Origin of the sequence: Streptomyces sp. NPDC020422 (assembly GCF_044386705.1) — a bacterium.
GTDB lineage: Bacteria > Actinomycetota > Actinomycetes > Streptomycetales > Streptomycetaceae > Streptomyces.
This window is the reverse complement of record NZ_JBIRVJ010000007.1, coordinates 385,134-407,054: the sequence shown is the minus strand read 5'-3', so window position 1 is coordinate 407,054 and position 21,921 is coordinate 385,134. Positions and strand designations below refer to the sequence as shown.

Genomic DNA, 21,921 nt, shown 5'->3' with positions numbered 1-21,921 from the left:
GGCCCTACCCGGTGACCAGGATCATGACGCGCAGCCCCGCGCCGACCAGGTCGCCCCGTTCGGTCCACAGACCGAGGTCGAAGACGTGCAGGCTGCCGAGGGGGGCGCCCTCGGGGAGCCGGACCTCGATGTCGGTGGGGATCTTGTCGGGCCGGTCCTCGGCGAACCGGAAGGGCGTGTCGAGGCCCGGGATGAGTTCGGACCGGAGGTCGAAGCCGGGGGTCTCGGTGCCGAGGGTGATGGGGACGGGCCCCTTGGAGGTCATCAGGCTCAGGCCCCCGGGAACCGTTCCCCCGCCCGGCACGACGCCGGGATGGCCCCTGAGGAGTGCGAGCTGGCTCTCCCCGGGCTTCGTCGTGACGTGCTCGGCGCGGATCATGAATTCGGCGTTCCCGCCCCGGGGCGGATACGTCGTCGTGGGCACCTTGGAGTTGGTGCCCCCTCCGCCGGGTGGTGCCTGGTCGGCGGGCAGCAGCATGATGTTGCACTGGCCGTGATGCTGGTTGTGGTCGACGTCGAGCACGGCGTTCGGGTCCGTGTACAGCAGCTCCTGGCCCTCGCCGTTCTTCTGGTAGACGTTGGCCATGAGGCAGAAGTGCTTCCGGTCCGCCCCGCCGAGGTCCCCGGTCTCGGGGTGCCAGGGCTTCGTCATGAAGTAGGTGGCCACGCCGCCCGCCGCGATCTCCTGGATCGGCTGCTCGGTGTCGCACCGGTGGATCGCCTGCCCCGGGCGGCCCATTCCGATGCCGGGATCGAACACCCACGCCTGGGCCGTGACGTTCTGCATGGGCTGGGAGCCCTTGTTCTTCACTCGGACCACGATGGTGTTGTCGTGTCGGGCGTATGCCTCGGTGCCCTCCTTGCCGTTGCAGAGGATCCGCACGTTCGCCCCGGCCCACGGCGGCGTGGGCGTGTTGGTGGGATAGGGGCGCTGGCTCCCGTCGTCCGCGTCTTCCACGGGGATGTAGAGGTTGCCGGGCATGGGTACTCCGATCAGTCGACGTTGTAGGACAGCTGGACGCTGGTGATGAAGACGCTGCCGCCGGGGGTGGCTCCCTCGAGGACCGCTTGGACGAAGTAGTGGAAGCGCGCCATGTCGACCCGGGACTTGTCGGGCTGGACCGGCTGGGGATCGCCGAAGGGGCCTCCGGAGCACTGCACTTGGGCGATCTGCTCGGGCGCCCCGGCGACGGTGAGCGAGCTGCGGAACAGGTTGACGTTCAGGCTCCCGTTGCCGGCGTTGGTGCCGATGGCCCGAAGGGTGAGCAGCTGGACGCCGTCGGGTGGTGCGACGGGCAGGAACCCGCCGAGGTTCGTCTCGGTGGCGCTCTCCCGGAGCGCCACGCCGCTCGAGTCGAGCGACCACGGCGTCCTGTTCCGCATGGGCGTGAACGCCGGCAGCAGCGACAGCAGCCGCTTCACCACCGGCCGTTGCCCCACCGCCTTCAGCCCCGTGTCGATCTGCCCCACCACCTTCGACAGGTTCTCCAGGTCCCTCTGGATCGCGTCGAAGCGCACGTTGAAGCCGTTCTGCCCGCTCGCCGCCACGCGGTCGCGGTTGTCCACCCACGCCACGTGTTTGAAGGTGGGGCTGAAGACGATGTCGGTCACGGATTCCCTCCGGGCAGGAGACGGGTGACGACCTCGACGCCCAGCGGGCGCAGGCCGTCGAGGAGGTTGACGATCAGGGAGCGGGTGGCGGGCGGCAGGGTGTGGCCCGTGAGTTCGGGACGGAGCCGTACGGTGAACTGGTAGGCGCCGGTTCCGTCGCCCATCCGGTAGGAGGCCTGCACCCAGGCGGGGCCGCCGTGTTCGCCGCGTACGGACATCGCACCGGGGGCGGTGGTCAACAGGGCGGCGGCGCCGTCCCCGGTGGACCAGCCGAGCACTCCGGCCGCGCCGACCTCGGCGGGCGAAGGGGTCACCGTCAGGGGCACGGTGGTGCCGATCGGCAGGACGTCGCGGAAGAGGCCGGGTGCGGTGACCCTGACCGGGTCCTGGTGCTCCTGGGCGGCCGTCACCACTCCCTGGGCCACGCGGACGTAGCTGAAGCCGGCCCTGTGGGCGAGCGCGCCGAGCGTGCCCAGGGGCAGGCCCGGGTGGCTGAGGCGCAGTTCCCGTGCCTCCTTGGCGAGTGGACTCGCCGTCGGGCTCAGGTCCCTGCGGACGACCAGCTTGCCGGTGGTCGCCGGCGGCACCAGGGCGATCAGCCCGTCGAGGTGCTCGGCGAGTTCACGGCGCATCCGGTGGGTCTCCGCCTCGCTTCCGTAGTCGGCGTGGGCGGGGTCGTCGTGGCGCACGAGGAAGGCGGGGTGGACGCCTTCGCCGGGGAGCATGGGCGGTGGCGGGTCAGGGTCGAGGGTGCCGTCGGCACCGATCGCCGTGTTGTCGGCGACGGTGACGGGACGGACGACGATCTCGCGGGTGGCGGAGGCCGTGAGGCCGGCGAGGCGGAGTTCGGCGACGACGACGATCCGGCCGGCGGCTTCGCCGCGGAAGACGACGGAGGTGCCTTCGGCGGGTCCGACGAGTTCGCCGCGGCCCGCGCCGCAGTGCAGCAGGTACCAGCGGACGAGGGAGCCGGGGGGCGGCGAGAGGGGCCGGACGGAGAGGGTGATCGTCCCGTCGACGGGGACGGCGCCGTCCCCGGTTTCCATGCCGAGGAGTTCACCGGGGGCGCACTCCGCGTAGACGAGTCCGTCCGTACGGTGGGTGACCAGGTCGAATCCGGACCAGTGGGCGAGGGCGGCGATCCGTGCGGGGGGAATGGTGTCGTGGCTGAGGAGGATGGCACGGCCGGTGGCGCGGGCGTCCGGGGCGCCGGGGTCGTACCCGGCGTGCACGACGGACTTCGAGGCGAACAGGTTGAGCCGGGCGATGGCGGCGGCGACGACGGGCTGGACGAGGAGGGGTTCGGGGGTGCCCGGGAGGGGGCGGGAATCGGCGGCGAAGGGGGACAGGGCGACCAGGAAGCCGGGGTGGAAGACTTCCTCGGCGGGGGGCCTGCGCGGGTCGGTTCCGATGGTGCCGAGCAGGTCGACGCTCTGTCCGGGCGGCAGGTCGAGGGGGGCGACCCGCAACGGCAGCACCCCGCGGCGCAGTTCGGCGCCGCCGTCGTCGACGACCAGCGGGTCGGCGACGCCGTCGATCGGTCCGACGGCGTCGTTGAGCGCGGCGGCGAGCCCGGCCGGTGTGGGCAGCGTCCAGCGGCGCGCGACGGTGAGGCGGCGGCGGTAGGCGTCGTCGCTCTCGGCGGGGGCGCGGACCACGCCGAGGCCCGCGCCGTGCCGGTCGAGGTGGGCGCCGTGGGCCTGGGCGACGGAGCGCTGGGCGACGGTCCGGGCGAGCTGCCTGCGCAGGTGGTCGCGTTCCCAGCCGACGGCCCACAGCAGCCGCCCCATGGTGCCGAGCAGGGCGGTCAGCTGCCACCAGTCCTCCTGGCCGCCGGCGAGTGGGGACTGGATGCCCGTGAGGATGCCGGTGCCCGCGGGCAGCGGGACGGAGGTGCCGGCGGGCAGCCCGTCGGGCAGCGGCACGGTGAGCGTGGCGCCGCCCCGTACGCCGAGGGTGACGGTGGTGGCGGGGGTGTCCCGGCGGGCCTGGAGGATGTAGAGCGGCTGGGGCGTGACGCCGAACCGGGCGGTGTGCAGCTGGAAGTCGTACGGTTCGACGGCCGTGCCCCGCACCACGAGCCGCAGCCGGTCCGCACCGCGCGCGAAGGGCACGGTGAGGCGCGCGGCCATGTCGGCGGCGGCGAGCCGGGTCGGCTCCGTCGCGGCGGGCGTCCGCGTCGGGGCGGTCATGCGGTGACCACCTCGATGCTGCTGAGCGCCGCGTCGGTGGCGAAGATCGCCATCTCGGTGGGGCCCATCGCGAGGGATTCGCCGATCGCGGCCTCGACGGTGCCGAGCTGGTAGGGCACGCCGCCGAAGCCGAAGCGGCCGAAGGCGGGCGGGCAGCGCCGCAGATGGAGCCGGCGCACGTCGTCGACGCCGGGCTGTTCGGCGACGGCGCACATCACCCGGGCGTAGAGCACGTCGTCGCCGAGCCGGAGCCGGCCGATGTCGGCGGCGAGGCGCTCCCGGATGCGGGTGACGACGGTGGGTCCTTCGAAGCCGGCGGCGAGGACGATCTCGGCGCGGACGGCGACGTCGATGTGGTCGGCCTCGACGACGTTCAGGTGCACCCCGACGGGCCGGACCCGGTCCACGGCCTTCAGGACCAGCTCGTACACCCCGGTGACGGAGCCGGGGGCGGGCAGGGTGCGCCAGGGCCGCAGGCCCCGGTGGGCGACGGCGACCTCGGCGAAGTAGGGCTCGCCGACGCGGCGTTCGTCGCTGAAGGTGCGCCCGCCGAAGTCGAAGCCGCCGAAGTAGGCCTGGGAGACGTCGATCCCGCCGAGCGGGTCGGAGACCCGGGCGTCGATGACGTCGGGCACGCCCAGGGCCGCCTGTTTGACGCTGTCCTCGGTCCACAGCGCGTGCGGGAGGGCGATGATCCGGGCGCGGTAGGCGTCGTCGTCCTCGGGGATCAGCTCGTCGAAGGGGGCCGGGTTGGTGACGACGAGGGCGGCGGGCGGCCAGTCGGCGAGGTACCGGGCGCGGTGGTCCGGGTGCACCTCGTCGACGGTGCCGGCGGCGACGGGAGCGTCCCCGGGGTCGACGGCGAGGACGCGTACGGTACGGGCGGGGGCGGCGCCGGTCAGTTCGACGGGCGCGGTGGTGGCGAAGGCCCGCGCGGGGTCCCCGTCGCCGAGCAGGACGGTCGCCTCGGGCACCACGTAGGTGCGACCGGGGATCCCGCCGGTGAGGGTGAGCACGACGGTCCCGGCGCGGCGGCCGGCGTGGCGGTCGAGTCCGGCGTCGGCGCCGAGCAGTTCGAGCGCGGCGCCGGAGGCGGTGGCGGTGAACTGCCCGTAGTAGAGGCCCTCCATCCGCTTCCACAGTTCGGCGTCCTCCTGGGCGACCACTTCGAGGATCTTGCCGAGGGGGCTGGTCGGCGAGAGGTCGACATCGGCGCCGAGGGCGGCCCTGGTGCGGGCCTTGCTCTCGGCGAGGATCACGTCGAGGCCCTTGAGGACGAAGCCGTCGCGGGTCACGCCGTACGTCATGGTTCACACCTCCACTTCGGCGGTCAGGGCGGTGGTCCGGCCGTCGAGGGCCTCGACGTGGACCCGGGCGGTCAGCAGCCGGGCGGCGGGATCCTCGGTGAACGTGACGTCGAGGACCTCGTGGACCCGCGGGTCGGCGGCCAGGGTGCGGACGATCTCCAGGCGCAGCAGGTCCTTGAGGACCCGGGTGCCGCCGGGGTGGGTGAAGGCCTGTCCGAGGCTGAGTCCGTACCGGTGGTCGCATCGGTCGGTGCCGTAGGGGGTGAGCAGGCGCAGCGTCAGGGCCTGGACGAGGTTGGCGGGTCCGTGCACCTCGGCGAGGCCCGCGCCCCGGACGACGAGGTCGCCGTCGTCGAGGAGCAGGCTGTGGCCGAGGGGGTCCGGGGGTGCGTCGGTTGCCATGGTGGGCGGCTCCTCAGTCCGTACGGAGCAGGGTCTGGCCCGCGTCCGCGACCTGCCAGGCGACGGGTGGGACGGGGATGGCCTGGGTGGTGCCCCGGGCGGTGGCGAGGGCGACGGGCGTGCCGTGCACCGTGAGCAGGCGGCTGGCTCCGGCGGTGACGGCGGTGACCCGTGCGCAGGGCGCCTGGCCCTTGCTCGCGTCGAGGTTGGGGCAGCCGGGGACGGTCGCGGCGGCCAGGTCGGTGACGAGCAGGGCGGGAGCGCCGTCGACGGTGAGCGCGTTCTGCGAGGCCGTGACGAGGAGGGTGGCTCCGTGGGCGCAGCGGAGGACGGAGGCGGTGGTGAGGACTTCGGGCATCACGTCACCTGCACGGAGGCGCCGTCGAGGGACAGGCTCACGGTCCCGTTGGTCAGGGTGATCCCGCTTCCCTTCGTGCGGACGGTGACGGCGCCGGCGGGGTCGATCTCGATGGTGGTGCCGGTGTGGTGCTCGATGGTGATCGAGTCGTCGTCGGGCGGGGTGGGCCGGGTGCCGACCCGCGGCAGCTTCGGCCCCCCGACGAGGACGTGCAGCCCGCGGGCCTGGATGACCCGGCCGCCCTTGGCGTCGGTGAGGTCGTTGACGCCGGGTCCCGTGGGCTGCCCGTCGGAGCCGGTGCCGGTGGGCAGGGCGAGCCAGTAGTCGCCGGGTTCGGGCGCGGGGGCCTGGGCGCCGGGGGTGCGCGGCCAGAGGTAGCCGACGACGGCGGCGTCGTTGACGAGGTTGCGGTTGTGGGCGAGCAGGGCCCGCATGCCGGGGTAGACGGGGGTCATCAGGCCGCACGGGCCGAACGCGAAGGGCGCGGCGACGGGCTTGTCGAGCAGGACGTCGTCGCCGACCGCGCCGTTGACGCTGGGCATGCTCATGGAGGGTGGCGGGGACTGCCCGTAGCGGAGGGACACCTGGTGTCCCTCGCCCCGGTAGGAGCTGACCTCGCCGACGTCGACGGAGGGGCGGGCGAGCAGGGCGCGCTCGGCGCCGGCTTCCATGCGGTCGCCGACGGCGCGGACCCCGTCGACGGCCTCGACGAACTCCCCGGCGGCGGCCGCGACGAGCTGCATCTCGCACACATAGCCGGTGCGGACGCCGAAGCGGTGGACCAGCCGGTTGACGCGGAGCGGCCCGGCGGGGGCGTCGGGGAAGCGGCGGAAGGCGGCGACCTGGCCGACCCGCAGGTCGGGGTGGCCGAGGACGACCAGGTTGACCGAGGTCCGGACCGGCGGGCGCTCCTCGCCGGGTGCGGTGACGAGGGTCTCCTCGCCCTGTGCGTCGCCGTACGAGACGAGGTTGACCTCCGGGTCGAAGGCGACGGGGGCGGGGTCGTCGGCGCCGACGGCGGCACCGACGAGCACGCGCCGGTCGCGGATGACGACGGGGGCGCGGGCGGTTCGGGCGAGCTCGGCCAGGGCGGCGAGCGCGTTGGGGTTGCGTACGGTGTGGTCCTTGAGCTCCGTCGTGAGGCTGGAGTCCTCGGCGAGGACGAGCCCGGCCGCTTCGACGACCTTCCGGGCGAACTGGAGCGCCTCGGTGGACTCGGCGCGGTGGACGCCGGCGGGGGTCGTGCGCAGGGCGTGGCCGCCGGAGTCCTGGCCGGTGAGCCGGACCCGGCTGAGGCCGTCCTCGGCGACCCAGGAGGCGAGCTTGACGACGCGCCCCGCCATGACGGGGCGTCGGCCGACGTCGGGCTCGTCGAAGTAGCCGAGTCGCAGCGTGGCGGCGAGCGGCCGGCGGGCGAGGGCGTCGCGGAGCGTGGTGACGGTCTGGGCGGGCAGGTTGACCAGGACCACCTCGAAGGTGCTCGCGACGGCGCCCTCGACCATGGTGACGGTGATGTCGGCGTCGAGGACGAGCGAGCCGCCGAAGACGTCGTTGGAGACGTTCAGGGGCAGTGAGGTGAGATCCGTGAGACCGGCGAGGGCGACGCCGGTGCCGGGGGCGTCGAGGGGGCCCGCGGGCCCGTCGGCGGATTCCTCCTCGGCGAGGGTGAGGCCGTAGCGGATGGCGAAGCTCATCGGGCGGACACCCCCGCGAGGACCCTGGAGCCGTAGCTGCCGGTGCCGTTGAGGTTGCGTACGTCCACGAGGGCCTCCCGGAAGACGAGCCGGAGCTCGCCCGCCGGGCAGGGCAGGTCGCGGACGGCCTTGCGGCGCAGCAGCGGGACGAGCCCGCCGGGCTCCTCGCGGGCCACGGCGACCACGAGGAACGGGCCGCCGCCGAGCAGGTCGAGGACGCCGCCTTCGGCCACCGCGTCCTCGGTGGCGTTGACGTACAGCTCGATGCGGTAGACGCGCTCGCCGAAGCGCAGCCGGAAGGACTGCGGAAAGCCTTCGTCGGCGTCGACGGGCAGACTCGCCTGCATCGGGCCTCCTCTCGGGACGGGCGGAACCGGTGTCCGGTGTGGGGTGAGCGGAACGGGGGCGGGTGAGCGGAACGGGTCGGGCGTGCGGGTCGGTGGCGGGCGTACGGGCCGGTGTCCGGCGTACGGATCGGTGTCCGGCGTGCGGGTCGGTGGCGGGCCTCGCGGGAACCGCGTCCGGCGCGTAGGGGGCCGGGGTCAGAACAGCGGCGGGCCGGGCGAGCGCGGTACGGCTCCGGGGACGGGTACGGAGGGGACGGCGGCGCTCCCGGCCGCGAGCGCCAGGTCGGCGGCCTCCCCGACCAGGGCGCTCAGGCTGGAGCGGGGCACGTGCTGGAGGGTCATCGACAGGTCGAACGCCTCCCGTTTCTGCACGCTCTGAGCGAAGCGCAGGTCGGTGATCTGCATGTCGAGGCTGAGCGTGAGCCCGCACACGACGGGGATGCCGGTGGCGGCGAGGGTCGGGCCCGCGGCGGAGAGCAGCGCCCGCGAGGTGAGCGCGAGCACTTCCAGGGCCTTCTTCGTCGCGAACCGCTCCGGGCCGAGCAGCACCGCCTCGATGGCGAGGGTCTTCGTGGACGGCTGGGTGGCCTGGGAGAACCTGCTGCCCAGGATCCGCTCGACCCGGTACCCCTCGGTCATCGTGATGCTCTGGACGTACAGCAGGGGGACCGTGCCGACGAGCACCTTCTCCGCCACCGGCTAGCCCCGGCTGCCGAGTTCGCGGTCGAGCTCGTCGAAGACGTGCGCGGCGATCCGGCGGACGTGGTGCTCCTGGAGGGTGCCGACCACCTCCACCTCCACGGGGAAGTGGTAGTGGACGACCTGGCCGGCGTCGCCGCGGTGGGACACCACGGCCTCGCTGCCGGGGGCGGGCAGGATGTACTCGCCCTCGTGGACGAGGGCGATGCCGGTGCGCTCGACCCGGTCGCCGCCGGTCGCCGCGGGCTCGTCGGGGGCCATGGTCAGTCCTCCACGCCGATGTTGAGGGCCATGCAGGTGAAGGTGGCCTGCGGGACGCCGTCGACGGTGATGTTGCTGGGCTGGGCGGCACTGACCACGCAGCGGCTGAACTTCAGCGAGGAGAAGGCCCAGTCGTTCCCCTTCTTCTCCGCGACGGCGATGGCGAACTCGCCTCCCTTGACGGCGAGTTCGGTGAGGTCGGCGACCGCCGACGCGATGGCCGGGATGGTGAGCGTGAAGGTGAAGGTGAAGGGCTGGCGCACATAGCCGACGCCGTCCGCCTCCAGACTGTGGATCACCGTGTGCGGGACGTTGAACGAGGGGGAGAAGTTGGTGATCGGCGAGATCGTCCGGCCGGCGAGTTGCACTTCGAGCCGGGTGTTCCAGTCGGACATGGGGACGGCTCCTTAGTCGAACTTGAGCGTGATGTTGATGCGGTGGATCGCCCCCGCGTAGTCGACCCGCACCATGGCCTCGGCGGCGCGGTCCGTCTGGGCGTCCTGGACGAGGCGGTCCTCGGTGGGGGTGCGCTGCGGCTTGTCGAGGAGGGCGAGGATGGGGACGACGATCTCGTACTCCTCGATGACCTCGGACCTGCGCAGGGGTTCGAGGACGGTCTCCAGCTCGGCGACGAGCCCGCGCAGTCCGGAGCGGCTGATCCGGAGGTTGCCGATGGTGCCGATGAGCCGGGCCTTGAGCCGGAAGGTGATGTCGTCGATGGTGCGGACGACGTCGATGTACCTCTTGCCGGCTCGGTCGCCGGTGTACCCCTCGCCGAGATAGACGCCGCTGCCCGGGATGAGCGGCGGGTCGACCAGCCAGTTGACGCCCTTGCCCTCGGGTCCGGGCCCGGGCTCGGTGCCGTTCAGTTTGACGAGGTCCGAGGCGGAGAACGCCTCGGAGGTGACCTTGACCTTCTTCAGGAGCAGGGAGACGTGCGGTTCGTAGCCCGCGATGGTGCCGGCGACGGCCGCGGCGACGTCCTCGTCGCTCTTGTGCGCCACGTAGACCATGCGATCCGTGACGAGGGTGCCGGTCACCACGGCGGGGTCGGCCGCGCCCTTGGCCAGCATGGCGACGCCCATGCGTTCCATGCCGTCGGCCGCGGGGGCGGAGACGTGTTCGGCGAGCTTCACGATGGCGGGGCTGGGGGTGGGCTGGCCGCCCGTCGGCGTGGTGAGGGCCAGTTCGGTGTCGGCGACGACGACCAGCTGGACGTTGAGGGTGGCCACCTTGCCGAGCGCGTCGTCCCAGGCGTTGGGCTGGGCCTGTCGTACGGCCCACACCTCGCTGGGGCCCGGCTCCTGCACGAGGGCGGTCGCCACGGCCTCGCCGAGCGGGCCGGCGGCGAGCCTGCGGGCCTCGTTGACGTCGGTGAACAGCCGGGGGACGTTGGGCTGGAGGAAGTCCTGCGGCGGGTTGGTGGCCGGCGGGTTCGCGATGCCGATGATGGCGACGTTGCCGTAGGCGCGGGTGGCGGGCGAGAAGGGAACGCCCTCGGTCTTGACGCGGACGTAGCGGACGGGGCTGTCGGGCATGGGACGTGCTTCCTTCCGGCGTGGGGACTGGCTTGGGCGGCCTCGACGGCCGGTCCTGGACCCGGCCGGGGCAGATCGGTTCAGTCGAGGAAGAGCGCCGTGATGCCGGCGCCTTCCAGGAGGCTCTCGATCTGCGCCCGGCCGAGCCCCGCCCCGGCTGCCGGCGGCTGCGGCGGCACGGGAACGGGGAAGGCGGCGGCGAGCGCGTACGGCGCGACCCGCACCCCGAAGGGCCCGGGCGCCGGTGGACGGGCGCTCGCCGCGGCGGCCACCAGGCGGGCCGCCCGTACCGCCCCGGCGACGTCGTCGAAGGTGCCGACGACCACGGCGGCGTCCACGGCGACGGTCCGCCGGTTGGCGGGATGGGACGGGTCGAAGACGGGCGGCCTGCGCAACCTCACCTCGGTGCGCAGGTACTCGCCCGAGTCGCGCAGGTCCTCCACGGTGACGAGGCCGTGGCTGCGCATGAAGGCGTCCAGGTCCAGAAAGCGGAACTGGGCGCGGAACTCGTCCAGGGTGGCGTACTCGTCGACGGCCTTGACGACGAGGGAGTCCAGGCCGCCGGGGTCGCTCTCGACGACGAGGTCGACCTCCAGCTCGGCGAGGACGTCGATCCACACCGGCTCGGTGCTCTCGCCCTCCCAGCAGAAGTCGGACCGGGTGATGCCGGGGACGACCTGGCTCCAGTTGCCGCGGCGGGAGTCGAGCGGGAAGAGCGGCCACTGGGGAGCGACCTTGCGGACCCGCAGCGCGGACACCGAGTCGATCCGCTCGTACTCCAGCTCGTGGGTGCGCTCGACGAGGGACCGGGCCCGGGGTTCGAGCAGTGCGCCGAGTAAGACCGGATCGGCGAGCCGGGCCATGGCCCGGTCCTGGATGACACCCATGCACGCGTCCTTTCGCGCCGCGGCGGACCGCGGAGCGGACGTGCGGCTCCGGCGTGCGGCAGGACATAGGGACGCATGCCGACGGGCCGCCGGACAAGGGCTTCTACTCCGTGCGGAGGAGAAGAGCCACCGATCGGACGATTGATCTTCGCTCGGTGTTTCCGGCGCCCTCCCCCGCCCCTTCGGGCGAGCGCACGCGCCCCGCCGGAATCGCGCGCCGGGGGCGCACTCAAGATCACCGATCCGTCGACTCGCGCTTACACAGGCATGATTGACGATCAGTCAGATCGGAACGGCGTCAACCGCCGTCCCCATCCCCTCACCCGCGCCCGATGTCACCCAGCAGCCCGAAGACCGGGCGCAGGCCGTCGGGGCGCTGATCGACGGGCACGTGGTCGACGAAGTGCACCCGGGCGCCGAGCGCGAGCGCGCCGCCGTCCGCGGCGCGGTCGTCGCCGACCATGAGCGTCTCGGCGGGGGCGAGCCCGAGCCCCTCGCAGGCGAAGCGGAAGATGGCCGGGTCCGGCTTCTGGGCGCCGACCTCGAAGGAGAGCGCGTAGAGGTCGACCCACTCGTCGAGGCCGTGCGCCCGGAACACCGGTCGCAGGTCCCAGCCGATGTTGCTGACGACGGCGACCAGCACCCCGCCCCGGCTCAGCTCGCCGAGGGTGCGCGCGGCGTCCGGATACGGCTGCCAGGCCGCGGGGTTCATGTGCCGGTCGTAGAGGGCGCGGACCAGCTCGGGTTCGGTGACCCCGGCCGCCCGGATCAACCCGGAGTACGCCGCGCGGTGCCGCTCGGCGTCCAGGTCGCGCTCGCCGTACAGCTCGCGCAGCCGCCGCGGCACCTCCTGCGGGGACGGCCCGCCGGGCAGCGCCCCGTAGCGGGTGAGCCGCTCCACGGTGTGGGCGAACTCGTCGCCGGTGAGGGACACCTGCGCCTCGGAGAGGACGGCGTCCAGCCAGTGCGCGATGGACTCGACACGCAGCAGGGTGCCGGAGAAGTCGAACATGACGCCTTTGATCACCCCCCGATCGTAGACGCCCGCCGGGGAACCACCGGAACCCTCGCGACGTTATACCCCCCACGGGTATGCCGAGGGGGTGTACCGAGAAGGAGGCAAGGTGCGCGCGGAAGGCAAGACGCGACGGCTGACGGCGCTCGGACCCGAGCAGGCCACGGGAAGGGCGCGCGAGCTGCTGACCGACATCGTCGAGCGGCACGGCTCGGCCGGCGAGATGGTGTCGACGATGGCGCACTCGCCCGCCCTGATCGAGGGCTATCTGAGCCTGTCCCGGGCCATGAAGCGGGTGAGGATCCCCCGTGCGCTGAGCGAGAAGCTCTCCCTCGCGATCCAGGAGTGGATCGGCTGCGGCACCTGCAAGGAAGCCCACGCCGCGGCCGCCCGCGCCGCGGGGCTGAGCGAGAGCGATATCGAGCTGGCCCGCCAGGGCACCTCCACGGACGCCCGCGAGGCGGCGCTGATCACGGTCGCCCTCCGCGTCCTCGCCGAGCCGAGCGCCCTCGCCGACGCGGACGTGGCGGAGCTGAGGGCGCACGGATGGAGCGACCGGATCATCGCCGAGGTCGTCGGGGTGGTCACGCTCAACCTGCTGACGGGCGCGTTCAACCTGCTGGCGGGGATCCAGCCGGAGGAGTCGGGCGCCTAGACCGCGCCGGCCCGGCGGGAACGACGCCAAGGACCGCCCCGGAACGATCCGGGGCGGTCCTCCGCGTGCCTCAGAACCGCTCGGCGAGATCCCGCTCGGCCGCGTACGCCGTGGCCCCCGACACGACGCCCCCGGCGCCGGACGCCGTCCGGGCCGACGGCGCGGCGGACTTGGCCGTGGTCGGCTTCTTCCCGCAGAACGCCGCCTCCAGGGTGCCCATGAGGGCCGTGTTCGCCGCCCCGTGGTTGGAGGTGTTGGCCATGGCCGAGAGGCTGCGGCGGCCGTCGCGGGTGGAGAAGGCGTACGTGTAGAAGCCCTGCACCGTGCCGGTGTGCCCGTACACCCGGGTGCCGCAGCTCAGGTCGTAGCGGCGCAGGCCCAGCCCGTAGAAGCGGGTGTTCGTGGTGTCCGTCGGGGTCACCGTCGTCATCGCGTCCAGCATCGGCGCGGAGAGCAGGCGACCCCGCAGGAGGGCGCTGGTGAAGGTGTTCAGGTCGGCCGGGGTGGAGATGATCGCCCCGGCGGACTGGGCCCAGGAGACCGTCTGCTCGGTCGAGTCGACGAGCGGCCCGCCCTCTTCGTCGGGGTGCAGGTAGCCGTTGACGTGCAGGCCCTTGATGGCGGTGGCCGGGTGGACGTAGGAGGTCCCGCGCAGGCCCAGCGGCTTGAAGATCCGGCGCTCGTACGCGTCCGCCACCGGCCGGCCGGTGAGCTTCTCGATGAGCATGCCGACCACCACGAAGTTGGTGTTCGAGTACGCGTACGCGGCGCCGGGCTCGGTGGTGCGGGGTTCGGCGAGGGAGAGGTCGACCAGCTCCTGGTAGCTGAAGACCCGGTTGCGCACGGCCTCGAAGCCCGGCACGGTCTGGTTGAACATCGCGTCGGTGTAGTCGGCGAGTCCGCTGCGGTGGGTGAGCAGGTGGCGGACCGTGATGCGGGTGTCGGGGAGCAGCCCGGGCAGGTAGGCGTCGACCGGGGTGTCCAGGTCGAGGCGGCCCTCCTCCGCCAGCTGCAGGAGGACCACCGTCGAGAAGGTCTTGCTGACGCTGCCGATGCGGAAGCGCGCGTGGATGTCCATGGGCGCGCCCGAGACCCGGTCGCGGACGCCCTCGGTCCGGGCGCGGACGCCCTCGGGGCCGGTGTAGCGGGCCATCGCGCCGGGTGCGCCGTTGGCCATCGCGGACTTCAGGGCGGCGGTCACGCCGTCCATGTCGGGCGCGGGTGCCGACGTGGTCGCCGCCGCGGGTGCGGCGTGGGCGGCCGGGGCGACGGCTCCCGCCAGGGCGGCGGCGATCAGGGTGGCGGTCAGCGTCAGGCGGCGGTGGGGCGGCAGGGGCACGGTGGTTCCTCGGGTTCTCGCTCGGCTCGGTCGGCACGGTGCCGCGGGCGCGGGGCGACCGCGGCTACCAGGGATGATGAGTGCCGGAGCGGGCGATCGGTTCCGGACACGCGGAACCGATCGGGGCCCGTCGGGTGACGGCGGGCCCCGGGGCCGTCCCGTGCGTCAGACGCGGTCGGCCGCGATCAGCACGTACTGGAAGGAGCCGTCCTTGTACGAGTTGATGAAGGCCTCCTCGATGCCGGTGACGAGGGACGACGTGGCGCGCAGCTCCCAGTAGGGCAGGGTGTCCGGGGTCAGGTCGATGACCGCCTGGGGGACCAGGCGGTTGTCGGCCATGGCCTTCAGGTACTCGCGGCGGGAGTGGATGTTGCACTCGAAGTGGGCGTTGATCTGGGAGACCCACTTCGAGGGCTGCCCGTACCGCGGGTTCCAGCAGCCGGTGATGGTGACGTACCGGCCGCCGACCTTGAGGAAGCGGGAGTGCTCGGCGAAGAGGTCGTCCAGGTCGACGTACATGCTCGACTCGTTGTTCCAGGAGGCGGCGATGCTGCCCTTCTCGAAGGGGGTGTCGAGCATGTTGCACACCTGGGCGTGGACGTGGCTCTCGATGCCCAGTTCCTTGGCGCGGCGGTTGCCGAACTCGGCCTGCGCGGAGGAGAGGGTGACGCCCTCGACCCGGCAGCCGAAGCGCTGGTGCGCCATGACGCTGGAACCACCGCGGCCGCAGCCGGCGTCGACGAGGGTGTCCTCGCGGGCGATGGGGCCCAGGTGGTCGAGCAGGACCTCGGCCTGCGCGGACTCCAGCCGGTGCAGCTCGGCGATCAGCCGCGTCTCGTATCCGGCGTCCTCGACGTCCCCGAGGGCCGCGTGGTCGATCTCGCCGATGCCGTAGTGGTGGTGGTAGAGCCCGTCGACGTCGCCCAGCTTGAGGTTCACGGGGCGGGCTTCCTGGTCCCAGTATCGGGCGATGTCACCCTGGTACGGCGACGCCGGTGCCGGCACGAACGCGGCGGTGGAGGTGCCTTCGAGGGTGGTGAACTCGGTGCTGGTCACGGATGAATCCATTCTCTTACCAGAAGTCGGGCAGGCTGTAGCGATAGGTATTGGTCTGGTGCCAGTAGTGGTTGCCGTCGACCCACACGGCCACCCCGCGCAGGAAGCGCAGCAGGCTCGGTACGGGGCAGGCGGCGGCCAGTTCGGCGCTCTGGGCCTCGAAGGCGTGCATCAGGTCGTTGTGGACCCCGATCGCCTTGAGGTAGGCGTCCTTCTCCGAGAGGCCCTCGCGCTCGGCGATCACCACGGGCAGGTTGAGGTGCTTGCCGGGACTGGCCAGCTCCTTGGTGTAGGAGTAGAGGTCGTTGACGATGGTGCTGGCGTTCCCGGCGAGCGCGAGCACCCTCTGCATGGCCGGCTGGGCGTGCAGGTCCGCCGGCAGTTCGTAGCCGCCGACGGTGTCGGTGATGGTGGGGCAGGGCCGGAAGTTGTTGAACTGCCGCATCACCAGGTACTCCCACACCTCGGGCGTGTGGTCCGTCTCGGACCAGGCGCCCTCCGCGAGGTATCCCAGGTGCAGCCGGGCCATGTCGTGCCGGAACCGGTCGGCCTGGGAGGGGGTGGACTGCTGGACGAAGTACTCCATGGCGGAGCGGTACGCCCGCCGCGGGGCGTCCGCGGCGAGCGACTCGGCCCACTGCGGCTGGTACTCCGGGGTGGTGTGCAGGGGATCGAGCGCGGTGTGCGCGAGCAGCAGCCGCCCGCCGAGGCCGATCGGCGAACCCCCGTGGTCCTCGCAGTACATGTCGTCGACGGCGTTCTCGGCGACCATGAGCCGCGTGGCGATCATCAGGTGGTCGATGGTGGGGGCGTCCGGGTGGCAGGCGACCATGTAGCGCCCGACGGAGAAGCCGTCGAACTCGCCTTCCCAGTCGTCGGGGAACAGATGGACCTCGTCGACCGCCCAGTCCTTGATCCTGCGGCTGAGCTCCGCCACCCGGGCGGGGTCGGGCTCCGCCACCGGGTGGTAGTAGAGGCCCGGGATGTGCAGCGCGTCCGCGGGCGGTGCCGGCTCGGGCGTGGCCGGTGCCGCGGGCGGTGCCGGCGGCTCCGGGCGTCGCGCCAGGGACAGGGTGCTCGTGCCGAGGCCGCTGGGCCCGCGCAGGATCCGCTCGATGGCCGAGGGCGGAGCGGGTGGCGAGACGGGGGTGAGGGGGGAAGGCCCGGGGTCGGGCATCCGTGACTCCTTGAGGGGTGAGTGGTCGTTCCCCGGCTCCCGGGCGTGCTCGCCCGGCCCGGGAAGGTCCGGGCCGTGTCGCGGACTTCGGGCGGTTCCGCGGGGCGCGCCCCGCGGTCGCGCGGTCCCGTCGCGCGGTTCAGTCGCGGCGGCGGGCGATCTGCACGTTCTCCAGCACGCCGAGCGCGTCGGGCACCAGGACGGCGGCGGAGTAGTAGGTCGTCACGAGGTACGACATGATCGCCTGCTCGTTGATGCCCATGAACCGCACCGACAGGCCCGGCTCGTACTCCTCGGGCAGGCCGGTCTGGCGCAGGCCGATGACGCCCTGGTTGTCCTCGCCGGTGCGCATGGCGAGGATCGAGCTGGTGTTCTCCTTGCTGATCGGGATCTTGTTGCAGGGCAGGATCGGCACCCCGCGCCAGGCCGGGACCGACTGTCCGCCGAGGTCGACGTGGTCCGGGTAGAGCCCGCGGGCGTTCAGCTCGCGCCCGATCGCCGCGATGGTGCGCGGGTGGGCGAGGAAGAGCTTGGTGCCGCGGCGGCGGCTGAGCAGCTCGTCCATGTCGTCGGGGGTCGGCGGGCCGGAGTGGGTCTGGATGCGCTGCTTGAAGGCGGCGTTGTGCAGCAGGCCGAACTCGCGGTTGTTGACCAGCTCGTACTCCTGGCGCTCGCGCAGCGCCTCGATGGTGAGCCTGAGCTGTTCCTCGGTCTGGTTCATCGGGCCGTTGTAGAGGTCGGCGACCCTCGTGTGGACCTTCAGCACCGTCTGGGCGACGGAGAGTTCGTACTCGCGCGGGTTGAGCTCGTAGTCGACGAAGGCACCGGGCAGCTCGTACTCGCCGACGTGGCCGGCCGACATCGCGATCTCGGCCTCGCCGTGCTTGTTCTGGCGCTGCAGCGGCAGGGAGCTGAAGTCCCGGATGTGGGCCTGGAGGGACGGCGCCGAGGCGAGCACGGAGGCGAAGTCGGCGCGGGAGAGGGTGAGCAGGGTGCCCGCGGTCTCGGCGGTGGCGGTGTAGTCCCACCTGGCGTCGGCGTCCAGGAGGGCGTTCTCGCCGAACTGCTCGCCGTCGGCGAGGACGGCGACCGCGATCTCGTCGCCGTACTTGCCGGCGGAGGTCTGGCCGATGCGGCCGTGGGCGATCAGATGGATCTGCTCGGCGGGCGTGCCGCGCTCGACCAGCACCTCGCCGGAGCGGAACTCGCGCTGGACGCAGCGGTCGGCGAGCGCGGTGAGCACCTCGACGTCCTCGAAGCCCCGCAGCAGGGCGAGTTCGCCGAGCTCCTGCGGGATCACCCGGACGTCGGCGCCGTCCTGGACGAACTCGATGCGGCCGTCGCCGACGGTGTAGCTCAGCCTGCGGTTCACCCGGTAGGCGCCACCCTTGGTCTCCACCCAGGGGAGCATCCGCAGCAGCCAGCGGGAGGTGATCTCCTGCATCTGCGGGGCGGACTTGGTCGTGGTGGCGAGGTTTCGGGCAGCCGCGGTGCTCAGGCTGGCCTGCGGCCGGGAGGGTTCGAGTCCTGCTTCCGGGCCGGTCTCAACGGTCATCGAGCGGGTTCTCCTTAGCGAAGACGGCGAACAGCACAAGGGTGCCTGGATCGTCGTAAGGTGTATATAGCGGTCGAAACTCTGGGATTCGCCCCAGATCCGGGGGAACAGTAGCCGCCGTTCGGACCGGCTCGTGGCGCCGTACGGCGGGCATTACCTCAAAGCGGTGATCTTGTGGCGGCCGGTGTTTATCCGGGCCGACGGCGAGGTTCAGGCCATCCGGCCGAGGGCGTGACCAGCACTCCCCGACGGGCGTGCCGAGCTGCCTGGACGCTTGCGCGCAGGGGTGAGCCGGATCCGGCCAACAGGGATCGTTCGCCCGCGTCGGCCGGGTGAACGTGCACAGGGCACGAGACGTTTCCCGGCTCTTCACATGGGATGCCTTCCGCGTTGGCATGGACACACCTAACCTGCGGTTGCACCGCCCCAAGTCCTTCCCCTCAACCGGAGGTAGCCGTGTCCGGCGCGCCCAGAAAACGCCGCACCGCCCTTCTTTCCGCCCTCGGCCTCGCGGCCGCCTCGATCGGCCTGTGGGCCGGGTTCGGCGGCTCCGCGGCCCAGGCCGCGGCGACCGTGCCCACCCCGGACCACGTGGTGGTCGTGGTCTTCGAGAACCACGCCTACAGCCAGGTGATCGGCAGCTCCAGCGCCCCGTACATCAACTCGCTGAAGGCCGGCGGCGCCAACCTGACCCAGTCGTACGCGGAGACCCACCCGAGCCAGCCGAACTACTTCGCGCTCTTCTCGGGCTCCACCCAGGGCATCACGGACGACAGCTGCTACACCCCCGGCTTCTCCTCCGCGCCCAACCTGGCCTCCGAGCTGATCGCCGCGGGCAAGAGCTGGGCCAGCTACAACGAGACGCTGCCCAGCCAGGGTTCGACCACGTGCAGCAGCGGGAAGTACGCCCGCAAGCACAACCCCTGGTTCGGCTTCAGCAACGTGCCGACCTCGTCGGCCTACACGTTCGCGCAGTTCCCGACCGACTACACCCAGCTGCCGCAGGTGTCGTTCGTGGTCCCGAACCTGTGCAGCGACATGCACGACTGCTCGGTCGGCACCGGCGACACCTGGCTGAAGAACAACCTCGGCGCCTACGCGACCTGGGCCAAGACCCACAACAGCCTGCTCGTCGTGACCTTCGACGAGGACAACCGCCTCGCCGGGAACAAGATCCCGACCGTGTTCTACGGGCAGCAGGTCACCCCGGGTTCGACGTCCTCGACGACGTACAACCACTACAACCTGCTCCGCACCATCGAGGACATGTACGGCACCTCGCACGCCGGACAGGCCGCCGGCGCGACCCCGATCACGGGCATCTGGACTCCGTGACGTGTACGTAGCGGACAGCCGAAGCACCCCCGCGACACCCGCGCCCGCCGCCCGGAGCACCCGCTCCGGGCGGCGGCCCGCCGTCGCCCCGACCGTGTTCGCGCTCGGCACGGTCAGCCTGATCACGGACGTGTCCTCGGAGATGGTCACGGCCGTGCTGCCGCTCTACCTGGTCGCCGGACTCGGCCTCTCGCCGCTCGGCTTCGGCCTCCTGGACGGCGTCTACAACGGCTTCAGCGCGCTCGTCCGGCTCGTCGGCGGGCACCTCGCCGACCGCGGCGGCCGGCACAAGACGGTGGCCGTGCTCGGCTACGGCCTGTCGGCGCTGTGCAAACCCCTGCTCCTGGTGGCCGGTTCGCTTCCGCTGATCGGCGCCGTGCTGGCCGCCGACCGCACCGGCAAGGGCCTGCGGACCGCACCGCGCGACGCGCTGATCTCGCTGGCCTCGCCGGCGGAGTCCCGCGGGCGGGCCTTCGGCGTACACCGGGCGATGGACACCGCGGGAGCCCTGATCGGGCCGCTGCTCGCCTTCCTGATTCTCCGTCAGGCGGTGGACGGCTACGACGCCGTGTTCACCGTCAGCTTCTGCGTCGCCGCCGTCGGCGTCCTGGTGCTGCTCCTGTTCGTCCCGTCGAGCCGGCGGCCGGGCACCGACAAGCCCACCGGGGCCCCGCGCGCCTCCCTGAAGGCGGCCATCGCCCTGCTCCGCGTCTCCGAGGTGCGCCGACTCGCCCTCTGCGCGCTGCTGTTGGGGCTCGCCACGGTCAGCGACTCCTTCGTCTACCTCCTGATCCAGCGGCGTCTCGGCGTCTCGGACCGCTGGTTCGCGCTGCTGCCGCTCGGCACCGCCGCCGCCTTCCTGCTGCTCGCCGTGCCGCTGGGACGGCTCGCCGACCGGGTCGGCAGCCGCCGGGTGTTCCTCGGCGGCCACGCCGCCCTGCTCCTGGTGTACGTCGCCCTGCTCAGCGGCTGGCGGGGCACCGCGCTCCCCTATCTGGTCCTCGCGCTGCACGGCGCCTTCTACGCGGCGACCGACGGCGTCCTGATGGCGGCCGCCTCCGGCTCCGTACCGCCCGAACTGCGCTCCTCGGGACTCGCGTTGATCCAGTCGGGCCAGGCACTCGCCCGCTTCTGCTGCTCGCTCGGGTTCGGCGCGGCGTGGACCGCGTGGGGCGACCGCAGCGCCCTGGGCAGCGCGACGGCCGCGCTCGCCGTGTGCGCGGCGGCGGCCTTCGCGCTCCTCCCCCCGACCGCCCGGGACACCGCCCCGAAGGAAAGGCCCGCATGACCCTGCGCACCAAACTGCTCGTCCTGCTGACGGCGCTGGCCGTGCTCGGCGGCATCGCCACCGCCTCGCTGCTGCACGCCTCGGACCGGGCCGACGAGAAGGACCGCGCCCAGGCCGGCGGCCCGCCGGTCGCGTCCGGGCAGGTCTCCCTCTCCCCCGGCAGCGCCGACCGGATCGTCTTCCGCAACATGGCCTGGGGCCCGCACCGCGACGAGCTGGCCACCGTGCCGGCCGCGGCGCCCGCGGGCCCGCGCACGGCGTCCGGCGTGAAGTGCCTGCGCTTCTTCGCGGCGGCCGGCACCGGGATCTGCCTGCAGGCCGAGCGCGGCGCGGTCGAGGACACCTACCGGGCCGTGGTCCTGGACGCGGACCTCGGGGAGCGGGCGCACTACCCGCTGCCCGGCGTCCCCACCCGGGCCAGGGTCTCGCCCTCCGGGCGCTACGTGGCGTGGACGGTGTTCGTCGGCGGCGACTCCTACGCGGGCACCGACTTCTCCACCCGCACCGCCGTCCTCGACACCCGCACCCAGCGGCTGACCGCGTCCCTGGAGGAGTACAGGGCGGTGAAGGACGGTCGCGAGCACCACGCCGCCGACACCAACTTCTGGGGCGTCACCTTCTCCCGCGACGACCGGCACTTCTACGCGACCATGGCGACCGGCGGCAGGACGTACCTGGTGCGGGGCGACCTCGGCACGCGTACCGTCACCACCCTCCACGAGAACGTCGAGTGCCCCTCGCTCTCCCCCGACGAGACCCGGGTCGTCTACAAGAAGCGGGTCCCCGGCGCACCCGCCGACGCCCCCTGGCGCCTCTACGCCCTGGATCTGGCCACCCTGCGCGAGACCCCGCTCGCCGAGCCGCGCAGCGTCGACGACCAGGCCGTGTGGCGGGACGCGCACACGGTCGCCTACTCCCTGCCGGGCGACTACGGCGCCGACCTCTACACCGTGCCCGCCGACGGCACGGGCGCTCCGAAGCGCCTGCTGACGGCGGGCCTCGCCCCGGCCTTCCTGGCCGGCCCCGCCCCGACCCGGAACTGAGGGCCGCCGGCTGTCCGCCGGCGGCCGGGCCTTTGTGACGTGCACCTTGCAATCGCATGTCACGGACCTGCGAACTCTTCCTGCGCTCTGGATCACGACCGCAGAATGACTCGACGTCAGGCCCCCTTCTCCTCCGATTCGGAGGGACCCCTCAGAAAGCCG

General features: G+C 72.7%; 21 protein-coding genes and 1 pseudogene. 4 read left to right on the top strand and 18 right to left on the bottom strand.

Features of this window, described 5'->3' with window-relative positions:
• Nucleotides 1–4: 4 nt before the first annotated feature.
• From ACH414_RS21475 to ACH414_RS21410, 14 genes are all read right to left on the bottom strand, one after another.
• Entirely contained in the window at nt 5–982 is a 978-nt protein-coding gene (locus ACH414_RS21475) for a hypothetical protein (RefSeq protein ID WP_398942923.1), read from the bottom strand.
• Nucleotides 983–993: 11 nt separating this feature from the next.
• On the bottom strand, nt 994–1,611 hold the full coding sequence (locus ACH414_RS21470) for a hypothetical protein (RefSeq protein ID WP_398942921.1): 618 nt from the start codon (nt 1,609–1,611) through the stop codon (nt 994–996).
• The gene (locus tag ACH414_RS21465) at nt 1,608–3,803 is read right to left on the bottom strand and encodes a hypothetical protein (protein ID WP_391767943.1); all 2,196 of its coding nucleotides are present in this window, start codon (nt 3,801–3,803) and stop codon (nt 1,608–1,610) included. The genes ACH414_RS21470 and ACH414_RS21465 overlap by 4 nt, the downstream gene beginning before the upstream one ends.
• The gene (locus tag ACH414_RS21460) at nt 3,800–5,110 is read right to left on the bottom strand and encodes a baseplate J/gp47 family protein (RefSeq protein ID WP_382536430.1); all 1,311 of its coding nucleotides are present in this window, start codon (nt 5,108–5,110) and stop codon (nt 3,800–3,802) included. The genes ACH414_RS21465 and ACH414_RS21460 overlap by 4 nt, the downstream gene beginning before the upstream one ends.
• A gap of 3 nt (nt 5,111–5,113) precedes the next feature.
• Nucleotides 5,114–5,512: a hypothetical protein gene (locus ACH414_RS21455; RefSeq protein ID WP_382536433.1), complete on the bottom strand. Its 399-nt coding sequence runs from the start codon at nt 5,510–5,512 to the stop codon at nt 5,114–5,116.
• A gap of 13 nt (nt 5,513–5,525) precedes the next feature.
• Nucleotides 5,526–5,870 carry a hypothetical protein gene (locus tag ACH414_RS21450; protein ID WP_382536436.1) on the bottom strand — a complete coding sequence of 115 codons (345 nt, stop codon included), beginning with the start codon at nt 5,868–5,870 and terminating at the stop codon, nt 5,526–5,528.
• On the bottom strand, nt 5,870–7,564 hold the full coding sequence (locus ACH414_RS21445) for a hypothetical protein (protein ID WP_382536439.1): 1,695 nt from the start codon (nt 7,562–7,564) through the stop codon (nt 5,870–5,872). The genes ACH414_RS21450 and ACH414_RS21445 overlap by 1 nt, the downstream gene beginning before the upstream one ends.
• Nucleotides 7,561–7,911: a hypothetical protein gene (locus ACH414_RS21440; RefSeq protein WP_382536441.1), complete on the bottom strand. Its 351-nt coding sequence runs from the start codon at nt 7,909–7,911 to the stop codon at nt 7,561–7,563. The genes ACH414_RS21445 and ACH414_RS21440 overlap by 4 nt, the downstream gene beginning before the upstream one ends.
• Nucleotides 7,912–8,106: 195 nt before the next feature.
• Entirely contained in the window at nt 8,107–8,607 is a 501-nt protein-coding gene (locus ACH414_RS21435; protein ID WP_382536444.1) for a hypothetical protein, read from the bottom strand.
• 3 nt (nt 8,608–8,610) lie between these two features.
• Nucleotides 8,611–8,871, bottom strand: coding sequence for a hypothetical protein (locus ACH414_RS21430; RefSeq protein WP_382536447.1), 261 nt, complete (start codon nt 8,869–8,871; stop codon nt 8,611–8,613).
• Between the two features lie 2 nt (nt 8,872–8,873).
• Nucleotides 8,874–9,266: a hypothetical protein gene (locus tag ACH414_RS21425; RefSeq protein WP_382536450.1), complete on the bottom strand. Its 393-nt coding sequence runs from the start codon at nt 9,264–9,266 to the stop codon at nt 8,874–8,876.
• 12 nt (nt 9,267–9,278) lie between these two features.
• On the bottom strand, nt 9,279–10,409 hold the full coding sequence (locus ACH414_RS21420; protein WP_382536453.1) for a hypothetical protein: 1,131 nt from the start codon (nt 10,407–10,409) through the stop codon (nt 9,279–9,281).
• Between the two features lie 80 nt (nt 10,410–10,489).
• A complete protein-coding gene (locus ACH414_RS21415; protein WP_398942917.1) occupies nt 10,490–11,296 on the bottom strand; it encodes a hypothetical protein in 807 nt (268 codons plus the stop codon).
• Nucleotides 11,297–11,615: 319 nt separating this feature from the next.
• On the bottom strand, nt 11,616–12,308 hold the full coding sequence (locus ACH414_RS21410) for an HAD family hydrolase (RefSeq protein ID WP_382537368.1): 693 nt from the start codon (nt 12,306–12,308) through the stop codon (nt 11,616–11,618).
• 112 nt (nt 12,309–12,420) lie between these two features.
• Between ACH414_RS21410 and ACH414_RS21405 the strand changes: the two genes are divergently transcribed.
• Entirely contained in the window at nt 12,421–12,966 is a 546-nt protein-coding gene (locus tag ACH414_RS21405; protein WP_398942915.1) for a carboxymuconolactone decarboxylase family protein, read from the top strand.
• Between the two features lie 70 nt (nt 12,967–13,036).
• On the opposite strand, the gene ACH414_RS21400 is transcribed toward ACH414_RS21405, so the two are convergent.
• From ACH414_RS21400 to ACH414_RS21385, 4 genes and pseudogenes are all read right to left on the bottom strand, one after another.
• Nucleotides 13,037–14,305, bottom strand: a complete 1,269-nt coding sequence (locus ACH414_RS21400; RefSeq protein WP_386561355.1) for a serine hydrolase domain-containing protein — start codon at nt 14,303–14,305, stop codon at nt 13,037–13,039.
• A 165-nt stretch (nt 14,306–14,470) separates the two neighbouring features.
• Nucleotides 14,471–15,373 carry a geranyl diphosphate 2-C-methyltransferase gene (locus tag ACH414_RS21395; protein ID WP_382536464.1) on the bottom strand — a complete coding sequence of 301 codons (903 nt, stop codon included), beginning with the start codon at nt 15,371–15,373 and terminating at the stop codon, nt 14,471–14,473.
• Nucleotides 15,374–15,377: 4 nt separating this feature from the next.
• Nucleotides 15,378–16,625 (bottom strand): annotated as a pseudogene (locus ACH414_RS21390) (family 2 encapsulin nanocompartment cargo protein terpene cyclase); the annotation flags it as partial.
• A 52-nt stretch (nt 16,626–16,677) separates the two neighbouring features.
• A complete protein-coding gene (locus ACH414_RS21385; RefSeq protein WP_382536467.1) occupies nt 16,678–18,093 on the bottom strand; it encodes a family 2B encapsulin nanocompartment shell protein in 1,416 nt (471 codons plus the stop codon).
• A 456-nt stretch (nt 18,094–18,549) separates the two neighbouring features.
• On the opposite strand from ACH414_RS21385, the gene ACH414_RS21380 reads away from it, so the two are divergent.
• From ACH414_RS21380 to ACH414_RS21370, 3 genes are read left to right on the top strand one after another with little or no spacing between them, the layout of a single operon-like run.
• Nucleotides 18,550–19,428: an alkaline phosphatase family protein gene (locus ACH414_RS21380; RefSeq protein ID WP_382536470.1), complete on the top strand. Its 879-nt coding sequence runs from the start codon at nt 18,550–18,552 to the stop codon at nt 19,426–19,428.
• A 1-nt stretch (nt 19,429) separates the two neighbouring features.
• On the top strand, nt 19,430–20,716 hold the full coding sequence (locus ACH414_RS21375) for an MFS transporter (RefSeq protein WP_398942912.1): 1,287 nt from the start codon (nt 19,430–19,432) through the stop codon (nt 20,714–20,716).
• Complete coding sequence (locus tag ACH414_RS21370) at nt 20,713–21,759, top strand: TolB family protein (RefSeq protein WP_382536475.1); 1,047 nt, start codon at nt 20,713–20,715, stop codon at nt 21,757–21,759. Before ACH414_RS21375 ends, ACH414_RS21370 begins: the two co-directional genes overlap by 4 nt.
• The last annotated feature ends 162 nt before the right edge of the window (nt 21,760–21,921 follow it).

Bases quoted from the DNA above. Each gene is read 5' to 3' on its own strand.
- ACH414_RS21475 (WP_398942923.1), bottom strand. From the start codon at position 982: ATGCCCGGCAACCTCTACATCCCCGTGGAAGACGCGGACGACGGGAGC.
- ACH414_RS21465 (WP_391767943.1), bottom strand. From the start codon at position 3,803: ATGACCGCCCCGACGCGGACGCCCGCCGCGACGGAGCCGACCCGGCTC.
- ACH414_RS21460 (WP_382536430.1), bottom strand. From the start codon at position 5,110: ATGACGTACGGCGTGACCCGCGACGGCTTCGTCCTCAAGGGCCTCGAC.
- ACH414_RS21455 (WP_382536433.1), bottom strand. From the start codon at position 5,512: ATGGCAACCGACGCACCCCCGGACCCCCTCGGCCACAGCCTGCTCCTC.
- ACH414_RS21450 (WP_382536436.1), bottom strand. From the start codon at position 5,870: ATGCCCGAAGTCCTCACCACCGCCTCCGTCCTCCGCTGCGCCCACGGA.
- ACH414_RS21445 (WP_382536439.1), bottom strand. From the start codon at position 7,564: ATGAGCTTCGCCATCCGCTACGGCCTCACCCTCGCCGAGGAGGAATCC.
- ACH414_RS21440 (WP_382536441.1), bottom strand. From the start codon at position 7,911: ATGCAGGCGAGTCTGCCCGTCGACGCCGACGAAGGCTTTCCGCAGTCC.
- ACH414_RS21430 (WP_382536447.1), bottom strand. From the start codon at position 8,871: ATGGCCCCCGACGAGCCCGCGGCGACCGGCGGCGACCGGGTCGAGCGC.
- ACH414_RS21425 (WP_382536450.1), bottom strand. From the start codon at position 9,266: ATGTCCGACTGGAACACCCGGCTCGAAGTGCAACTCGCCGGCCGGACG.
- ACH414_RS21420 (WP_382536453.1), bottom strand. From the start codon at position 10,409: ATGCCCGACAGCCCCGTCCGCTACGTCCGCGTCAAGACCGAGGGCGTT.
- ACH414_RS21415 (WP_398942917.1), bottom strand. From the start codon at position 11,296: ATGGGTGTCATCCAGGACCGGGCCATGGCCCGGCTCGCCGATCCGGTC.
- ACH414_RS21410 (WP_382537368.1), bottom strand. From the start codon at position 12,308: ATGTTCGACTTCTCCGGCACCCTGCTGCGTGTCGAGTCCATCGCGCAC.
- ACH414_RS21395 (WP_382536464.1), bottom strand. From the start codon at position 15,373: ATGGATTCATCCGTGACCAGCACCGAGTTCACCACCCTCGAAGGCACC.
- ACH414_RS21385 (WP_382536467.1), bottom strand. From the start codon at position 18,093: ATGACCGTTGAGACCGGCCCGGAAGCAGGACTCGAACCCTCCCGGCCG.
- ACH414_RS21370 (WP_382536475.1), top strand. From the start codon at position 20,713: ATGACCCTGCGCACCAAACTGCTCGTCCTGCTGACGGCGCTGGCCGTG.